Source organism: Acidobacteriota bacterium (assembly GCA_038040445.1).
In the GTDB taxonomy this organism is placed as follows: Bacteria; Acidobacteriota; Blastocatellia; order UBA7656; family UBA7656; genus Onstottus_A; species Onstottus_A frigus.
Window position 1 is genome coordinate 112,094 of sequence record JBBPIG010000007.1, and the last position, 16,205, is coordinate 128,298.

The following is a 16,205-nucleotide window of genomic DNA, read 5'->3' on the forward strand; positions in this document are numbered from 1 at the left end:
GTTAGAGTCGACTTGCCGTCGCGCGCGCGTGACATTGCTGTTTATCGACCGGCTTGGCCCACCGGTCGGTGCGTGTCCCCGCCTGTGCAAAGTGCGTGTCGAGCTGTGTTAGAATTGGTGCCACTAAGGAAGCATGCTTATGGAAAACAGATCCGAATATGAAGGAAAGGTAGTGAATGGGGTCGTCGTCCTGGAGAACGGTGACTCTTTGCCAGAGGGCACCCGAGTGCGGGTTTTGACTGTGGAGCCGACCGGCGAGACGCTAGGTCAGCGGCTGCTTAAGTTCGCCGGGACCGCGAAAGGACTACCGAGCGACATGGCAGAGAATCACGATCACTACATTCACGGGCGCCCTAAGAAATGAGAACGCTGTTCGCCGATACCTTCTATTACATCGCTCTGCTTAGCCCAACTGACGCGGCGCATACTCGCGCTGTCGAATTCACAAGAACCTACAATGAGTTGATGGTCACGACAGCGTGGATCATCACTGAACTCGCCGATGGTATGGCTGACGCCAGTAACCGCCAGGCTTTCACGAGTTTCTACGACGCACTGCGAGTCGATCCACAGGTTTCAGTAGTCCAACCGGAACAGGACATCTTCAATGAAGGAATGGAACTATACCGCACCCGTCCCGATAAGGACTGGTCCCTCACCGATTGCATTTCGTTTGTTGTCATGCGACGGCAGGAGATCACTGAAGCGCTAACGGGCGACCACCACTTCGAACAAGCCGGGTTTAAAGCGCTGTTAAGGTAGATCGAGCTCAATCACGTCGCAGGCGTGTGAGAGCGAGCAAGACTTCCGAGAGAGCAGATCTATGCTGCACATTCACAACGGAGACTCCACCGCAGGAACATTGATGCGGTTTCCTTCGGTGAAGAACGGTCTGGGGCGCGTCGAGAACACGGCGTTGGAGATGATTTCAAACGGCGCGAGCGGATTCAAATCACTGTTCCCGAGATTCGGAAAGGCCGAGCCCGTCTACGGAATGGGAGATTCGCAGTTCTGGTGCGCGATGAAGCGCCTCGGTGAAGCCAAAGATCCGCTGATCACGTTAAGCGGACTCGGTGACGACCCACCATTCAAGTCGACTCGCTACTACGACGTTTCGTTTGAGCTGACTGAAACTGGACGAGCAGTGCTTGCGGGCGAGCGCGACTTCAGCGAGACCAACGGCATAGATCTTTGGTTAGGTGGCGTTCACGTCGTTGACGGCGCGGGGTAGAGATGGGATGAGCGCAACGGATTGACGCGACGCAGCGCCTAATAAAGCCGAAGAGACGAGGGAATGAAAAAGGATGAACAGCGCATGCTCTTTCGAGCATCCTGTTCATCGGCTTTGCCTTAGAAACGCAATCTGCCTCAAAAAGAATTCGTTTGCCCCAAAAAGACTCTGGTGCCTTATCAAGGGGTGTTGCTGGTTTTGGTTGTCTGCTTGATGCGGGGAGTCCCGCGCGAGTAAGCTTCGCGGCATGGGCCGTCGGGAGATCGCCACGCTTATTGGCAGCGGTGCTTTTGCGCTGGTTGTCAGTCTCATTGTCAGCGCATTTCAAGTTGCGGGAGTTATCAATATGACTCTCGCGCACCTATTGATAGCAGCGGCGTGGTCGGTCGCAATGATTGCGGTCTGGACATCGGAGAAGCTATCCAATAAGTCAAGACGACATACTAGGGTGGTTGTCTTAGTGACCGGGCTCGTTTTGGCGGTTCTCTTGGTTGGTGTTGACCGATGGATGGTTAAGGAGAAGGCCGCACAGGACGCTAATGCGGCGGCTACGAATACATCTCCATCGGAAACACACACCGATTCAACGGCCAAACCGCCGACTTCAGTACCTGAGCCTAAGCCCTCGGCAGCGGATGCAAGTGACCCGCTAGACCTGGAACCGGTCTACAAAGCGCCGAAAGTCGAAGTGCCGCGAATAACGGACCCGCCGCGTTCACCGTTTAAAGAGACTCTACCTCATATCGTTGAGGGAGACTTTCCCCAAGAGGTCCTGAAAGCCACTAAACCTGTCTTGGTGTTCTTTTGTGCAGAACCGTATGAATCGTGTGATCAGACGGCCCCGGCTGTTCTAGCAGCCGTTGGCGACCAACGGGATAAGATCAAACTCGTGGCGCTCGACGTGCGGATCAACAGAGTAGTGTCTACCCAGTACGGTGCAACGTTCTCCACTATTCCACTCCTCATGATCTTCAAAGACGGCAAACCGGTTGGTCAGTTCTTCGGGGCAGCATCAAAGCAAACCGTAACTCGCCTCATTGAAAAACCTGAGGACTTCAAGATTCAGTCAAGTCAGGCAAGAGAGAAGGAACCCTCGCAGAAGGATAAGGATCCATTAGTGACAATACCAACCGTCCCAGAAAGTGATTTTGACGATGAGGTGCTCAAGTCTTCAATCCCTGTCCTTGTGTACTTTCACGCGAGTTTCCAAGACGCATGTAAGGTAGTGTCCCCGTTGGTCGCGCAAATAGCAGAGAGCTACAAGGGTAAAATCAAAGTGCTACAGATTGATTCCAGCATTCATCGAAATATCTCTAGCAAATACAACGCAGGCCCTCTTAGCGCTCCCGTGCTTATTTTGTTCAAGGATGGTGCAGCGCGTGGCCGAATCAAGGGCACCACGTCAATGCAAACTATTGCTCGTTTAATCGAGCGGCCCGAAGATTTCAAGATTGAGGTTGCTGAAGATCGAAGACGAGTAGAGCCAGAGCCTCCATCTCGCGTGTCCGTGATCCTAGCTGCAATACCTGATGTCCTAGAAAGCGACTTCGACTCAGAAGTCAAATCTGCTATTCCGACTTTGGTTTATTTCTATGACGACGACGATAGAGTTTGCAAACTTATGGCCCCAACTGTTGTGGAGATAGCAGGACTGTATAAGGGCAGAATCCGAGTTCTAAGACTGGATGCGTCTATCAACCAAAGTACTCATTACAGGTATCGAGCGGGCGGTTCCTGGGGTCCTGGTCTGCTTCTCTTCAGGGGCGGAAAAGTGAAGGACCGTAAGGATGGCGCATTCTCCAGAGCTGCTATCGTCAACATGATTGATAAGGTCCTTGCAGCAAAATAGTGCACGGAAATTATGATGCGGCGGTTAGCTTCTTGTATTCAAGATTCGAGTTCCTAGCTTGAACGCTTCGCGAAGGCAGGGTGCGTCTTTTCGAAAATCACGTCAAACTTCAAGGGTGCTGGAGTCCTTTTCCTTGTACGTCGAGCATCCTCCCAAGCGGACAACGCGGCTTCGAGTGAATGGACTTGAGCCGATGTTACTGGCGACCCATAGAGCGAAGCAATCAATGCAGTCCGTGCGCTAGTGGCGGGAGCCTTGCCGCCGTTCTCCCATCCCTCGATTGCGGCGGTCTTCGCCTTATTCGCCTCCCTGTTGTTCGCGCAGAGGCCGGACGCCACGAGACGAGGGACCATGCGAAGGATGCTGCCGAGTTGGTCGGCTTGTTTGAGAGCGTGCGCAACCGAATTCGACTTACGGCAAAGAGCCTGTAGCGCACGAACGCTGCGCACCCCCTTGCGAACAAACGAAACAGCCACAGCAACGAGTCGGGTACTTACTCCGCTTCGAATAAAGACTGGCCGGCCTTTTCGCAAGACAGGCTCGTTCGTTCCCGGCTTCAACTTCGCGCGCTTCGTTATTGCACAGATCATTTCTTCGGCTATCTTGTCATCTGCCCAGAAGGAATCCGCGTCGAAACTGGCGCCTTGGGAGTCACGCTCGATCTGGAGGCGCTGAGAATACCACTTCGATACAATGCCAAACATTCCCTGGAAGTACTCGCTTCCGATTTCAGGAGGTCCGCACTCGACAAAAACAATCATCGCGTCGCGCTTTTTCTTTCGGGCTTGTTCGTGGCGTTTCTCGCGCGCTCGGGTGCTGGCAATTTCTGCCGCGCTGCGGCACGTATTGCTAGCGACGTGTTGATTGTAGTGACTCCCGATTGCTCTAAGGCCGCAACGCTCACAGGTACCGTATGCTGGATTCTCGGGGCAGACATCTCTGAGGTGTTCTTGATAGTCGAATACTGGCACGAGTTCGCCACAGTATTCGCAGTCACGGTAGCGGGGGATGTTAGATTGTCCAGTTGGTTCACTCGCCTGTTCCTCATCAGGCGGTCTTGATACCCGTGAGGGGTCCATTCCAGTCTTCGTTCTAAACACCATCGCGAACTTTGATGCGCGCTTGTTCACGGATACCTCCGAACTTATTTATATCGCTTGCTCTGAGCCGTTCACAAGCAGACAATGACAGACGAAATCGGCTCGCCTAACGTCGGCCTAATTACCCGATGAACAGCCGCGCAATCTCTACGCGGTTGGCGAGTCGAAATGAACTAGAGACTTGCCGCCGAAGAGAGGGCGAGACGATGCGAATTAGAAGTCCGCTTGAATTTGCCAATGGACACGCATGCCTAAAGATTCAGCAGGCCGATCGCTTGGAGGACGAGCGATTATCAGATTTGGTCGCGCTCGGCATGCCTACAGACGGTCAGGTCCGGCTCACAATAAAGGGCGAGTTTTTTGATCCTGCCTTCGCCGGCTATACGCTAGAGCTTTATGGGTTTTGGCCTGAAGACTTGGAGCCGAATCGGCGTGATCAGAGAATTGGGGCTCCCGATCATACGCTTGTCAATTACCCATCAGAGGCGAGCGGGTACATCTTCAAGGCGTGTTATTACTTCTGGCTACAGAGAGTAAGGTATGGGAACGAGACAGTACGCGAGTTAAGCTGGCATCCTGACGTGCGCGACTACCTATCCATTAAGCGCAACGTGTGGGTCAAGTATTCAGAACCTGCACGGGCTCTGCTACGCCACGTACAGCAGCGCGGACGGCGCGAAGGGACCGGCTACTTCAAGAGCGATGCGAGTTTCATCAACGCACTTAGCGAGGTGCTAAGAGATCAAGACCGGAGACTGTCCGAATCGAAGGGCCTGTACTTCTTATCACGAAATCAATTTTGGCAAGCAAAGCCCCTAACGATGAGGGAAAGCCAAGCCAGAACGAAAACGTTGAGGAACTGGCTTACACGATGTGGCCTCACTTGGGATCAGGCAAAAGGCAAGTATTGCTAGGGCGAACTAACAATTGAAAGGCATAAGCGCTGAAATTCCGGCTCCGCATTGGAAGGGAGACCTTAAAGAATATCTCCAATGGCTAGCACCAAGGGATCAGCGTCTTGTTAGGACGCTCAAAACCTCAGGCTTACCGTCGAAGGGTGAGTGTAGCCTAACAGCAACGCCGGGAGAGAACTACGGAATCCGCTATAAGGACTTCGCGGTCAACAGTCTCTCGGTGTTGTTGGGCAATCGGGATGACTTCGACCTGAACAAGATGGGGGGCATGTTCTGTGTTTCGGGTTCGGGCTCGGAAGGCTGGAGAATCTGGAGAGTGTGGCTACTCGAAGTTGCACATAACGATCCGCAGCGAGGCTCGTGTATTCGTTATCTCTGGGATCGGGCCAGCAACGGCTCACGCATTAGCATCGAGCATATTAACGACGACTTAGCTAGGTCAGAGCGCAAACAACTCGGACGAACTAGCGTCGTTACCCAGTTGAAACAGCTCGTATCCGGCCTTGAAATCATCTCGATGGAAGAAGCCAAATCGAAGCTTTCGGGTCGGCCGGAAGGAACCGGTTGGTTCAAAAGCCTTAAGGATTTTCGTATCGCTCTAAAGGAGGTATTGGCAGCGCAGAATAGCCGCCCGACTCAGTTGAACGTACTGAAACTTCTTGACAATCACCGTTTCTGTCAAATAAAAGCTCGAAAGCCACGCAATCAAAGTCATACCAAATTACTGAGACATTGGCTTCATAAGGCTAAGATCAAAAGCTACAACAAAGCTCTGCAAATGTACTGGAAGCCATCGAAAAGCGGAAAATAATTCAACCGCCGTTTCTTCCTGCGGAAAATAAGTCATACCGAGTTTCTTCCCTATATCGTGAACCGCCCGAACGTGCTGTAATCGGATCGTTGAAGGTTTCGTTTGTGCTGCCAACTAGTGTAATCGAGCCTAAGAATTTTTTCACGAAGCAGAGCCGGTGAGCATATCGGAGTTCGCCCGATTGTTCGCCGGCTCTTGCTATTTCTGGAGGGTTGCCTATGAAAGCAAAACGACCCCGGTAGTTCGTAGCTACCAGGGCCGTTGAAAACCAAATTTCTTATTAGCTGGCTTGCGAGCCAGCCTGCATTGTAATCCCACCGAGGCCGGTTCGCAACCAAAATTTTTCACCTTCGAACTGAGCCTGCCATTTCTTGGCGGGTAGGGAGACCTATGCAGAAAACGAAGAGACGCGGCCAAGGCCGCAGACCAGTGCGGGCATCGCCCCGCATTCTCACTCGAAACGGACAGCGCAAGACTCGATTGAACTGCGCGGTTCGATGCTTCTAGTGAAGTCAGCTAGCAGCGGGCCGGGGAGCCAACGATTCTCCCCGCGCCCGCGCGATTGCTACGGCTATGCGTCATTCTGGCGATCATACCACCCTTGCATGCCGCCGAGCGTTATAGTACGTATCCACTTCGGGCTATGACTTAATTTCACTATTTCAACGTGCGCAGACATTCTCAATCCTCTCTGATAAAGCATGGAACGGCCATCGTGATCCTTCGAACCGCGAACGATATTATTGTAGGTGCCGATAGCAAAGTTAATTATGCCGTAGCAACCGGGAATGTTGAGACGACGTGCAAGATATTCCAGGTGGGGCGGGTTTTTGTCGCCTCCGCTGGAATGATAGAGAGCGCGGAATTCGAATATGACGCGCGGACAATCGCTACTGCCGCGATCCAACAAGGTAGCAGGATTCTTGAAATGATGGATCGGTACCAAGATGCCATCTCTCAACCGCTGCTAGAGGCCGCCGGCTCCTTGCACGATCAGAATCCAGCCTTATACCAAAGCATGATCGGCGATGGAGAAGTTCTCGATACGGCCTTCTTTGGAATCGAGAATGACGTTCCTGCTCTAATCTACAGTCAGTTTGAAATTACATTCTCGCCCGACCGAGACGTTATGAAAGTTGTGCCCGGAATCCTGGGGGTAGATCACTACTTGTTGTGGGGACATCCCCGGCCACTAAAGAAGTTTCTTGATAGCCATCACGGCTACTTCGATGAGGTCGGAGACGTGAATGCGATTAGGAACCTCATTCAAATTGCAATTGACGATAAGCCCGGTAAGGTCGGGAAGCCCATTGTAATTATCCGCGTCAATACAGAGGGCGCAGAATGGGTCATAGAATCTCCGTGTTGTCCTCCAATAGAACCATACTAGGATTTTGGGGCAGAACTCGCGCTTGCCTCGTAAATGGGGCCATAATCGGCTTTTCAAGGCAAAGCCCTGTTCATCCTTTTCTTCTTTATCGGAATCCGTCTGATTATCGTCGCGGACCGCGAGGCGGACGCCGGTCGCGGTCACCGCCGGGTCGCGGCGGGCGCGGACCCCGATCATCCCGTGGACGATCATCCCGAGGCGGACGATCTCCGCCGCCGTCGCGATCAGAGTCAGGCTGGCGCTCTTCTTCACCTGTTTCGCCGCGCTCATCTCTCAGCACTGCCTTGCGTGATAATCGTATCTTGCCCGATGGATCGACGTTGATCACTTTCACCAGCAACTGCTGGCCTTCTGTAAGCTCGTCGCGAACGTTCTGCACTCTGTAATCAGCAATCTCGGAGACATGCAACAAGCCGTCGGTGCCCGGCATGATCTCGACAAACGCCCCAAAGTCTGCGATGCGCTGGACTGTGCCCAAATAAGTTTTGTTCACCTCGGGGACAGCGGTGATCTCTTCGATCAAGCGCTTGCAAGCCTCGGCTTTCTCGAGATTGGCCGAGGCAATGTTGATGCGACCAGTGTCTTCAACGTCGATCTTGCAGCCGGTTTTTTCGACCAGGCCGCGAATTATCTTACCGCCCGGCCCAATGACCTCGCGAATCTTGTCGATCGGAATCTGAACCGTAAGGATTCGCGGAGCATACTTGCTGATTTCAGCGCGCGGCTCCGCAATGGCCGCATCCATCTTTTCCAGAATGTAGAGACGCCCATCCTTCGCCTGCTGCAAGGCGTCGGCGAGAATCTGAGCGTTTATGCCCGTGACTTTGATATCCATCTGCAGCGCTGTGATACCCGTGCGCGTTCCCGTGACCTTGAAGTCCATGTCGCCGTAGTGATCTTCAGCGCCGGCGATGTCGGTCAAAATCGCGTATTTGTTGCCTTCCATCACCAGTCCCATCGCAACGCCGGCGACTGGAGCTTTCAGCGGGACGCCTGCATCCATCAACGCAAGCGAGCCTCCGCACACCGATGCCATCGAGCTGGAACCATTCGATTCGGTGATATCGGAAACAACGCGCGTGATATAGGGCCAGTCTGCTTCCGCGGGAAGCAGCGGCTCGAGCGCCCTGCGAGCAAGCGCGCCGTGGCCGTACTCGCGGCGACTTGTCGAGCCCGTGCGGCCAGTCTCGCCAACTGAGAAATGCGGAAAGTTATAGGCAAGCAGGAAACGGCGCTTGATCTCGCCTTTTTCCAAGTCGTCCATATACTGGACGTCTTCGCTGGTGCCCAAGGTGGCGGTGACGATTGCCTGAGTCTCACCGCGGGTGAACAACGCCGAACCGTGCGCACGTGGGAGCCAACCGACCTCGATCGAGATCGGCCGGATCTGGTTGAACCGGCGGCCGTCAGGACGATGACGACGATTCAGAATGTCCTCGCGGAAAATCTTCTCCTTCAAATGATCGAAGATCTTTCCGGCCATCTTTCGTTTGTCCGGCTCCTCCTCGGGATAAGCCGAAACGGTTTCGTCTTTCAGTTTGTCAACCAGCGTATAGCTTTCAAGCTTGCCGTGTTTTGTTGTGTCGAGCGCATCGCGCAAGCCGTCAGTGATTCGGGTTTCGATCTCCGACAGCATCGCTTGATCGAGTTCGGGCTTAACAACTTCGCGCTTGACGATGCCGAGCTTCTGATACATTTCTCTCTGAAGCCGGCACAGCTTCTTTATTTCGTTGTGGCCGAACATCAGCGCTTCGACCATCACGTCTTCGGCGACTTCGCTCGCGCCCGCTTCCACCATCACGATCGCCTCTTCGGACCCCGCGACGATCAGATTCAACGGTGAAGCACGTGTTTGATCGTAGGTGGGATTGACTATGAAACGATCCTCGATCAGCCCCACGCGAACGCCGGCGATTGGTGTCTCGAGCGGGATGTCCGAAAGGTAAAGCGCGGCTGACGCTCCGGTTATCGCAAGGACGTCGGAGTCGTAGTTCTCATCGGCCGAAAGCACGAAGGCTATCACCTGTGTTTCGCTGTTGTATCCCTTGGTGAACAATGGCCGGATCGGCCGGTCGATTAGCCTCGAAGTCAGCGTCTCTTTCTCGGACGGACGACCTTCGCGTCTAAAGTAGTTGCCGGGAATGCGCCCGGCCGCGTAACCGTACTCGCGGTATTCAACCGTGAGCGGGAAAAAATTTATGCCCTCGCGGGGCTTCGTGCCGACCACGGCTACCAGAACCACTGTGTCTCCATAACGAACTATCACAGCGCCATCGGCCTGCTTGGCGACTTTGCCGGTCTCAATCGAAAACTCTACTCCCCCTAGCTGAACTGATTGCTTCAACTCCATATCTGTCTCCCTTCTCTCCGCTGCGCGCCTCTCCGCTTTTGATCTGAGAGCCACAGCCTGCGTGCGTACCGCATGCGGCTCAGTTTTGTAGCGCGCTGTTGCAGTAACTGAAATTTCCGGCTTGCAGTCTACGTTCTGCAAGCAAAGTGTTGCTGTGAAAAGCAACAAGGCCACGGTGAGCGGCAAAGCCTGCCGGCTCGCTCCCGTGGCCATCGATGAACTGAATTGTCTGAACTGTACGTGGCGCGTCCGGTTTCCATCGCCTGGTCTTTTGCCGCCAGGACTTCACACCTAATCGAGTTATTTCTTGGTTGCGCGCCAGAGAACCGACAACTGACCGGACCGCTCGAAACGGCTGCACTCGGTTCCGGCCTTTCGCTGAGGTGATCTCTATTTTCTTATACCCAGACGGTTGATGACTTCTCGGTAACGGTCGGCGTTCTTACGCCTCAGATAATCCAACAAGCGCCGCCGCTGGCTGACCATCTTCAACAGACCTCGCCTCGAATGATTGTCTTTGACGTGAGCTTTGAAGTGCTCCATGAGGCCGTTGATACGCTGCGTAAGCAGGGCAACCTGAACTTCAGGCGAGCCGGTGTCAGTAGGGTGCGTCTTGTATTGACCGATCACTTCGGTCTTAGCTTCCTTAGCCAAAGCCACTGTAACTCTTTCTCCTCTACAAGCTAGAAATCTTCGTTCTCATTGAACTGCCAAAAGTTATCACACGCGGAGCAACGGTGTAAAGTCCAACACGGACGACGGCACTTCCTTGAAAAATGTCGATCTACCGCTGGCTGACCCCGGCAGGACCTTCCGCGTAGAAGAGGCGAACCTCCTTTTCGGTCCTCAACACTCGGTTTGATCCGGCGGTCAGGACGATGTCGGCGCTGGGCCGCTGCGATTTCAAGCGGCGCTCGCGTTCGATCGCAAGAGCATGGGCGCCCGGCTGCGAACCCTGATCCAGATAGTCAAGACCAAGCTCGATCTTGGCATATGCTTCCGCGAGTTCATGAAAGGTTATCGCACCAGTTTGAACCCAGTAGTTGCTGCTCAGGTTGTACCAACGCGCGTCGGGATTCATGGCCACAAGCGAGTCAAATCCTTCAGGCGGCTGCTCTACAGCGAGCTTCTTGCCATCTTTTCGATAACGATTGATGCGGCTGTCGAAGTTCGTGTCCAGGTTTATGCTTCCGCTGATGGTTATGATCTTTCCCAGCGTTGGAACTTGCCGGCCTGTGTGAAGGCGGTAACGGTAACGCCCTTCCGCGAGTTGAACCAGGAGAAGCAGTCCTTCATTTGACCAGATATGTTTTGCCACTTGTACAGCATCACCCGCCCGAGACGGGCCGAGGCCGCCCGTGTTCGCCAACAACCTTCTATCCAGTTGTACGCGTCCATCGGGATCGAGCTTGATCAACTGGGCATTCTCTGCGCCGACGATCCATCGTAGGCGCGCCAGTCCCTCGGCGGTGTCGCCGGTTATCCAAAGGCCGCCTCGATTCCTGGATTCAACCCGGTAAGGTCGCACTTCACCGACGACGAGCCTCAGCGCCAGTGTGACCGGTTCCGGCCTGGGTATAAGCCCTGTATCAATACGGGGCGCGAGACCAAGTGCCGATGCTCTGAAATCGGGCAGCGGTGTAGCAGGAGAAGCATACGTCTCGCGCGCCGCCGCGACCGGTCGAACTCTGAGCGTCGCATTCCGAGCGCTCTCTGGCAGTGAAGCCCCCTTGGCAGCCGCTGGACTCAAGATGAAGTTCTCAGCGCTCACCGCGTGGCGCGTGCTTGGTGGTTTATGCCGGGCGACTGAGGCCAGCGCTTCCGGGTCGCTGCCAGTGACGCGTCTGGGTCGAGTGACCGCCTGATTCGGGTCCGCTCGCCTAACCAGAAACTCGTCGACGACGCCACGCCCCACCAGGTTCTCGCCGTAACGGCGCGCCGCTTCGCTGGTCGAGAATAGTCCTACAAATACCCTGGTCCAGTACCCGCGTGCTTGTAGCTCTACAGTTGCGCAGAATGGACGCTCTCCGGCTCGAACCAGCTTAACGGCGAAACGATCGGCGAGATCCGTGGTAGGGAACGCAGCAACTTGCAATGTGTAAGGAACGGCTGGATCTGAACCGGCAAGCGCGATTGCCGGGCCTATCAACATGAGCACCGCCGTTGAGAAGAGAAAGAGCCGCCAGTGCATGGGCCCTCCGCTAAAAAGTTATTTGTGGGCGTCCAATTCTGCGGGTGCAAAAGACAGCTTCGGGGACTCCGGGGGAGTTGCAGCTCTGAAGGCTGCAAGTGAAAAGAGGCGGCGGTGGCTAACCGGAAAAGGGAGCACGTCCGCTTACGTTCTTCATCCTAGGTTACGACCAGATCACTGTCAATAATTACGTCAGTCGTGATCACTCTGGTCCGCGACGTTGACCCAGCAAACATCGCGCCGCGATTCTCAAAGCCGATGGCGCTCCTGGAAACGATTATCGACGGCCTCACACTCAATTGTTTTCTGGTGCTAGCGTTAACAAACCAGCTATCGAGCGCTGACTTGCCTTCGCCTGTGCAAGTAACTAGCATGCTCATTTCGCGTGCTCGCCAAAATGCTGAGTGAAGACACCATAATGCCTCACGAGGGAACAATCGAAACACTCATAGGAGCAGTTCGAAAAGTCAGCAGCTCGCTTGACCTCGACGAAGTGCTCGACACGATTTTCGATTCGATCAAGGAACTCATCAACTACTCGGCTGCCGTGATCTACGTCATGGACCCGCGGAGCGGCGAAGTTCACGAATTCAAGACTCGCGGATACGCGCCGCAATCAATATCCGAAGACTTTCTCGCAACCGGCAGCGGCATAATCGGCTGGGTGATTCGAAACCGAACAGGCGAAATCGTCGACGATGTGAAGCGCGACGCGCGTTACGTCAAGGTGCGAGCCGAGACCGGCTCCGAGATAGCCGCGCCCATCATTCGCGCCGATGGCAGGGTCATCGGCGTCATCAATCTCGAAGCCGATGTGGTCAACGGTTACGGTCAGCGCGACCTTGAACTGCTGACGATGTTCGCGTCGCTCGCGGCTGCAGCGATCGACCACACGCTGCTTTACCGCCAGGTGATGCGCCAGCGCCGAGTCGAGAGCGAGCTCGAGCTTGCGCGCAAAGTAGTCGAGGGCCTGATGCCGCGCTCGTTCCCGCTGATCGAGGGCTTCGACATCTACGGCACAACGATCTCGTTCCGCGAGGTTGGAGGCGACTACCTTGATTTCATCGACTCGATCTCGGACCGGCTGGTTGTTCTGGTAGCGGACGTATCCGGCAAGGGGCTGGCGGCGGCATTGATTATGGTCGCGTTCAGGGCTTACTTTCACGCGACGGTAATCAACGAGCTGGCGATGCGAGTGGTGATGTCCCGCGTCAACCGGCTGGTCCACGACACAACCGACGGAGAAAGGTTTATCACTTGTTTTTACGGCTTGATCGATCCCGAGCACAAACGCTTGCTGTACATCAGCGCCGGTCACAATCCGCCGCTGCTGTTGCGCGGCGACGGGACCAGCGAACTGCTGACCCAAGGCGGTCTGCCGTTGGGCCTATTCGAGACCTCGCGCTATTCGGAATCGGTGGTCGAGTTCCGCTCGGGCGACATCCTGGTGCTGTACACGGATGGAGTTGTCGAAGCTCGGAATCAGCTCGATGAAGAATTCGGCGTGGAAGGGCTCGAAAAAGTAGTGCGCGCATCAAGCGACCGGCGCGCCCACGAAATCGTGAAGGCAATAACAACCGCCGTGGACGAGCACTCTGTTGAGGTGGGCGGCCCCGAAGATGACCTGACAGTGTCGGTAATCAAAGTGAAATAGCCATTAACTACATCACCCTGAACTGACCAAGATCGTTCGTAGTCAAGCTGTTGGACTCAGCGAACAGCGCCTTACGTCGCGCCTTGTCCGCATGCATCGCGCGGTCGGCTGCAAGCAGCAACTCATCAAACGTCTCACCGTCCACTCCGAAGCTCGCGTAGCCGACGCTCATGCCGATGAACAGCTTAGAGCCCGCATAGCCGAAATCGTGGCGGTCTATCGCTCGTTGAATTCGCTGCGAAAGCTCCTGCACTTCTTCCGTGCCGACTTGCAGTATCGCCACGAACTCATCACCGGCGTAGCGGCTCACGAAATCCGATGAGCGAACCTGACCCAGCAGCAGCACTGAGAACTCTTTCAGCATTTGGTCACCCGCCTGATGCCCAAACTTATCGTTCACCGCCTTGAAGCCATCCAGGTCCATCATAACCACCGAGAAACTGTCGCGATGCCGCCGCGCGCGGTCAGCTTCTTCCTCAAAGCGATATCGGAGCGCTCGCGCGTTCGGCAGGCTCGTCAGCAAATCAGTGAGCACGCCTGTTTCGGTTCGCTCGTGATGGACCGCATTGGCGATCGCATCCGTCGCGAGCTTCGCTACCGCTTCCATCAATCTCAGATGTTCAGCAGTGTACGCGCTGAGGTCGGCGGAATACAGCGCCAGCGCGCCGAGCATCACTTCGTCCCTTGTGAGCGGCACGACGGTCGCCGTGCGGTACGGTTCGGGCAGATCGACCTTGAGCACATCGAAATCAAGACGGGGATCGCAATTGTGCATCGGGTGACGATTGGCGACGACCCATCCGGTTATTCCCGCGCCCGAAGGAACGCCTTTGCCTTTGAACAACTCGGCGTGGCGCCCCGCAACGTGCGCAGCTTCGACATCGGTCGAGTCCGGCCGCACCAGGTAAAGCACGCAGGTCGTGTAGCTGACTATGTCTTCCAGTCTCGCAGCGAACACCGCGAACGTGTCGCGCAAGTCCAAGCTCGTACCGATCGTTTGTGCGATGTCGTACAGGGTGATCACTTCTCGATGCGCGCTGCGTATGCGTTCGTAGACCATCGGTCCGCTCTCGGTGACCGGGGCCCGGGCGATCCCTCGCTCTTGCGGATGCTCGACCCGCCGAGGCTCGAAGCACTTCTCGCGAATCTCGGCTTCGAACTCATCAAGATGATCCAGAAAAGTTCTAACAACGTTTGGATCGAAGACGGTCCCGCTCCCTTCGTCTAGCATAGCGATCGCTTCGCCGCGAGTCATCGCCTCGCGATAGTTCCGGTCCTCGCGCACTGCGTCGAAGCAATCCGATAGCGTCAGTATTCGCGCGGTCATCGGAATCTCGTCGCCGCGCAGGCCGTCGGGATAGCCCCGCCCATCCCAGCGCTCATGATGGTGACGAACGACGGGCACGACGGGATAAGGGAAGCCGACTCGCTCGAGTATCTCGGCTCCGACGATGGTATGCACTTTCATCTTGTCGAACTCGGCGGGCGTGAGCGGACCGGGCTTGTTCAGGATGTAGTCGGGCACGGCCAGCTTGCCGATGTCGTGTAGCAGCGCGCCGGCCCTGAGAGCTTCGATCTCCGGCTCCGATAGGCCGAACAATCGCGCGAGTCCCGTAGCATAGACTTGCACGCGATGGACGTGGTCGGCGGTCACTTCGTCCTTGGCGTCGATGGCGATGGCCAGCGCCTCGATGGTCTTCAAGTGAAGCTCGGCCATCTGCTCGGCGTGACGGTTCGAGGTCTCGACCCGCTCGAGATAGACTTTGTAGGTCAAGAAGGTGACGGCCAGGATCGGAACCGAAATGATGAAGGCGTAAAATGAAATGACCGTGATCAGCTTGACGATCAGGCAGGCGCTCGCCGCGCCGGCGAAGACCGATATCGAAGTCAACAGGAACGATTGTTTCCAGGTGTCGACGATTCCTCGCTCGTTTTCCAGTGCGGCCGCCACGCTCATCATAGCGGAGTTCAGTACGAGATGAATCACCCCGAGCATTCCCGCGGCGAGGACCAATGTCCCCGGATCAGAAGCGAGCGTTTTCGGTTCGCCAAATACCAGAGAGACCGCCGCGCCCGAAACGAAGATGGACAAGCTCATCGCCGCCGCGTCAAACAAGATCATCTTGCGGCGTTCCTTGAACCCGAGCGCGCACACGGCAACGTCGAGCCCGGCGAGCACCACCGAGGGGTGTACGCCGTAGAGCAGTATCGAGATGAAGATGAATGACTCGGACAGAGTGACGGCGCTTCTGGCCCTGGGGATCCCGATGTCGATGCGCGAAACCATCAGTATCGTCACCAGGCTTAACAGGACCCATTCGAAGTTGATGGGGTGCAAGGCGACCGCGAAAGCCGAGTAAGCGAAAAACATCAGTCCAATCAGAGACACCGCTGCTATGAAGAGACTGGCGGTATTTTTGCGCTCACTGGGTTTCATGACCTGGTTTCTCGGCCGAGCAAAGTACAAATCCGATTCACTAAGGCGACCCGCGTTCCACCGCTTGGTGCGTGCTCAAGTCAGCGTAAGGCGAACAAATCGTTACCCGAACGTGCCCCGGGCCGCGCGACTTATGAGGAGAATCGGACCAAATTGAATGAATAGTTTCGGTCAAATTGCCGCATAGCCGTGGCGGAAGTAGCGCAGACTTTAGAGTCTATGCCACCGGCTGTCGCAATAGAAAACCATTGGGCCGTTCTTTGCGTATGAACCAGTTG

Annotated in this window: 14 protein-coding genes; 8 read left to right on the forward strand and 6 right to left on the reverse strand. The window is 55.4% G+C overall.

Translation table 11 applies throughout. The annotated features are described in order from the left end of the window. Positions 1-139: 139 nt before the first annotated feature. The 4 genes from AABO57_09695 (at position 140) to AABO57_09710 (ending at position 3,080) form a co-directional block, all read left to right on the forward strand. The gene (locus AABO57_09695) at positions 140-364 is read left to right on the forward strand and encodes a hypothetical protein (protein MEK6286000.1); all 225 of its coding nucleotides are present in this window, start codon (positions 140-142) and stop codon (positions 362-364) included. Beyond that, on the forward strand, positions 361-762 hold the full coding sequence (locus tag AABO57_09700) for a PIN domain-containing protein (protein MEK6286001.1): 402 nt from the start codon (positions 361-363) through the stop codon (positions 760-762). The genes AABO57_09695 and AABO57_09700 overlap by 4 nt, the downstream gene beginning before the upstream one ends. Before the next feature lie 61 nt (positions 763-823). Further along, positions 824-1,231, forward strand: a complete 408-nt coding sequence (locus tag AABO57_09705) for a hypothetical protein (protein MEK6286002.1) — start codon at positions 824-826, stop codon at positions 1,229-1,231. Positions 1,232-1,577: 346 nt separating this feature from the next. Next, entirely contained in the window at positions 1,578-3,080 is a 1,503-nt protein-coding gene (locus AABO57_09710; protein ID MEK6286003.1) for a thioredoxin domain-containing protein, read from the forward strand. A gap of 53 nt (positions 3,081-3,133) precedes the next feature. On the opposite strand, the gene AABO57_09715 is transcribed toward AABO57_09710, so the two are convergent. Continuing rightward, positions 3,134-4,210 carry a hypothetical protein gene (locus AABO57_09715; GenBank protein MEK6286004.1) on the reverse strand — a complete coding sequence of 359 codons (1,077 nt, stop codon included), beginning with the start codon at positions 4,208-4,210 and terminating at the stop codon, positions 3,134-3,136. A gap of 176 nt (positions 4,211-4,386) precedes the next feature. Here AABO57_09715 and AABO57_09720 point away from each other — a divergent pair, with 176 nt between their 5' ends. The 3 genes from AABO57_09720 to AABO57_09730 all read left to right on the forward strand — a co-directional run bounded on the left by AABO57_09720 (position 4,387) and on the right by AABO57_09730 (position 7,295). Next, complete coding sequence (locus AABO57_09720; GenBank protein ID MEK6286005.1) at positions 4,387-5,094, forward strand: hypothetical protein; 708 nt, start codon at positions 4,387-4,389, stop codon at positions 5,092-5,094. A gap of 13 nt (positions 5,095-5,107) precedes the next feature. Continuing rightward, positions 5,108-5,905 (forward strand): hypothetical protein, encoded by a 798-nt coding sequence (locus tag AABO57_09725; protein ID MEK6286006.1) that lies wholly within the window; start codon positions 5,108-5,110, stop codon positions 5,903-5,905. 715 nt (positions 5,906-6,620) lie between these two features. After that, positions 6,621-7,295, forward strand: a complete 675-nt coding sequence (locus AABO57_09730) for a hypothetical protein (GenBank protein ID MEK6286007.1) — start codon at positions 6,621-6,623, stop codon at positions 7,293-7,295. Between the two features lie 103 nt (positions 7,296-7,398). Here the strand turns inward: AABO57_09730 and pnp are convergent, their stop codons facing one another. The 4 genes from pnp to AABO57_09750 form a co-directional block, all read right to left on the reverse strand. After that, a complete protein-coding gene (pnp, locus tag AABO57_09735; protein MEK6286008.1) occupies positions 7,399-9,645 on the reverse strand; it encodes a polyribonucleotide nucleotidyltransferase in 2,247 nt (748 codons plus the stop codon). Positions 9,646-10,035: 390 nt separating this feature from the next. After that, entirely contained in the window at positions 10,036-10,305 is a 270-nt protein-coding gene (rpsO, locus tag AABO57_09740) for a 30S ribosomal protein S15 (protein MEK6286009.1), read from the reverse strand. Positions 10,306-10,429: 124 nt separating this feature from the next. Beyond that, entirely contained in the window at positions 10,430-11,836 is a 1,407-nt protein-coding gene (locus tag AABO57_09745) for an SPOR domain-containing protein (GenBank protein MEK6286010.1), read from the reverse strand. 158 nt (positions 11,837-11,994) lie between these two features. Further along, positions 11,995-12,216 carry a hypothetical protein gene (locus tag AABO57_09750; protein MEK6286011.1) on the reverse strand — a complete coding sequence of 74 codons (222 nt, stop codon included), beginning with the start codon at positions 12,214-12,216 and terminating at the stop codon, positions 11,995-11,997. A gap of 38 nt (positions 12,217-12,254) precedes the next feature. Here AABO57_09750 and AABO57_09755 point away from each other — a divergent pair, with 38 nt between their 5' ends. Then, entirely contained in the window at positions 12,255-13,490 is a 1,236-nt protein-coding gene (locus tag AABO57_09755; protein MEK6286012.1) for a GAF domain-containing SpoIIE family protein phosphatase, read from the forward strand. A 7-nt stretch (positions 13,491-13,497) separates the two neighbouring features. Here AABO57_09755 and AABO57_09760 read toward each other — a convergent pair whose 3' ends face one another. Then, entirely contained in the window at positions 13,498-15,927 is a 2,430-nt protein-coding gene (locus AABO57_09760; GenBank protein ID MEK6286013.1) for an HD domain-containing phosphohydrolase, read from the reverse strand. Positions 15,928-16,205 lie beyond the last annotated feature (278 nt).

Excerpts from the sequence above, each read along its gene's own strand:
- AABO57_09695 (MEK6286000.1), top strand. The coding sequence starts at position 140 with ATGGAAAACAGATCCGAATATGAAGGAAAGGTAGTGAATGGGGTCGTC.
- AABO57_09700 (MEK6286001.1), top strand. The coding sequence starts at position 361 with ATGAGAACGCTGTTCGCCGATACCTTCTATTACATCGCTCTGCTTAGC.
- AABO57_09705 (MEK6286002.1), top strand. The coding sequence starts at position 824 with ATGCTGCACATTCACAACGGAGACTCCACCGCAGGAACATTGATGCGG.
- AABO57_09710 (MEK6286003.1), top strand. The coding sequence starts at position 1,578 with ATGACTCTCGCGCACCTATTGATAGCAGCGGCGTGGTCGGTCGCAATG.
- AABO57_09720 (MEK6286005.1), top strand. The coding sequence starts at position 4,387 with ATGCGAATTAGAAGTCCGCTTGAATTTGCCAATGGACACGCATGCCTA.
- pnp (MEK6286008.1), bottom strand. The coding sequence starts at position 9,645 with ATGGAGTTGAAGCAATCAGTTCAGCTAGGGGGAGTAGAGTTTTCGATT.
- AABO57_09745 (MEK6286010.1), bottom strand. The coding sequence starts at position 11,836 with ATGCACTGGCGGCTCTTTCTCTTCTCAACGGCGGTGCTCATGTTGATA.
- AABO57_09750 (MEK6286011.1), bottom strand. The coding sequence starts at position 12,216 with ATGAGCATGCTAGTTACTTGCACAGGCGAAGGCAAGTCAGCGCTCGAT.
- AABO57_09755 (MEK6286012.1), top strand. The coding sequence starts at position 12,255 with ATGCCTCACGAGGGAACAATCGAAACACTCATAGGAGCAGTTCGAAAA.
- AABO57_09760 (MEK6286013.1), bottom strand. The coding sequence starts at position 15,927 with ATGAAACCCAGTGAGCGCAAAAATACCGCCAGTCTCTTCATAGCAGCG.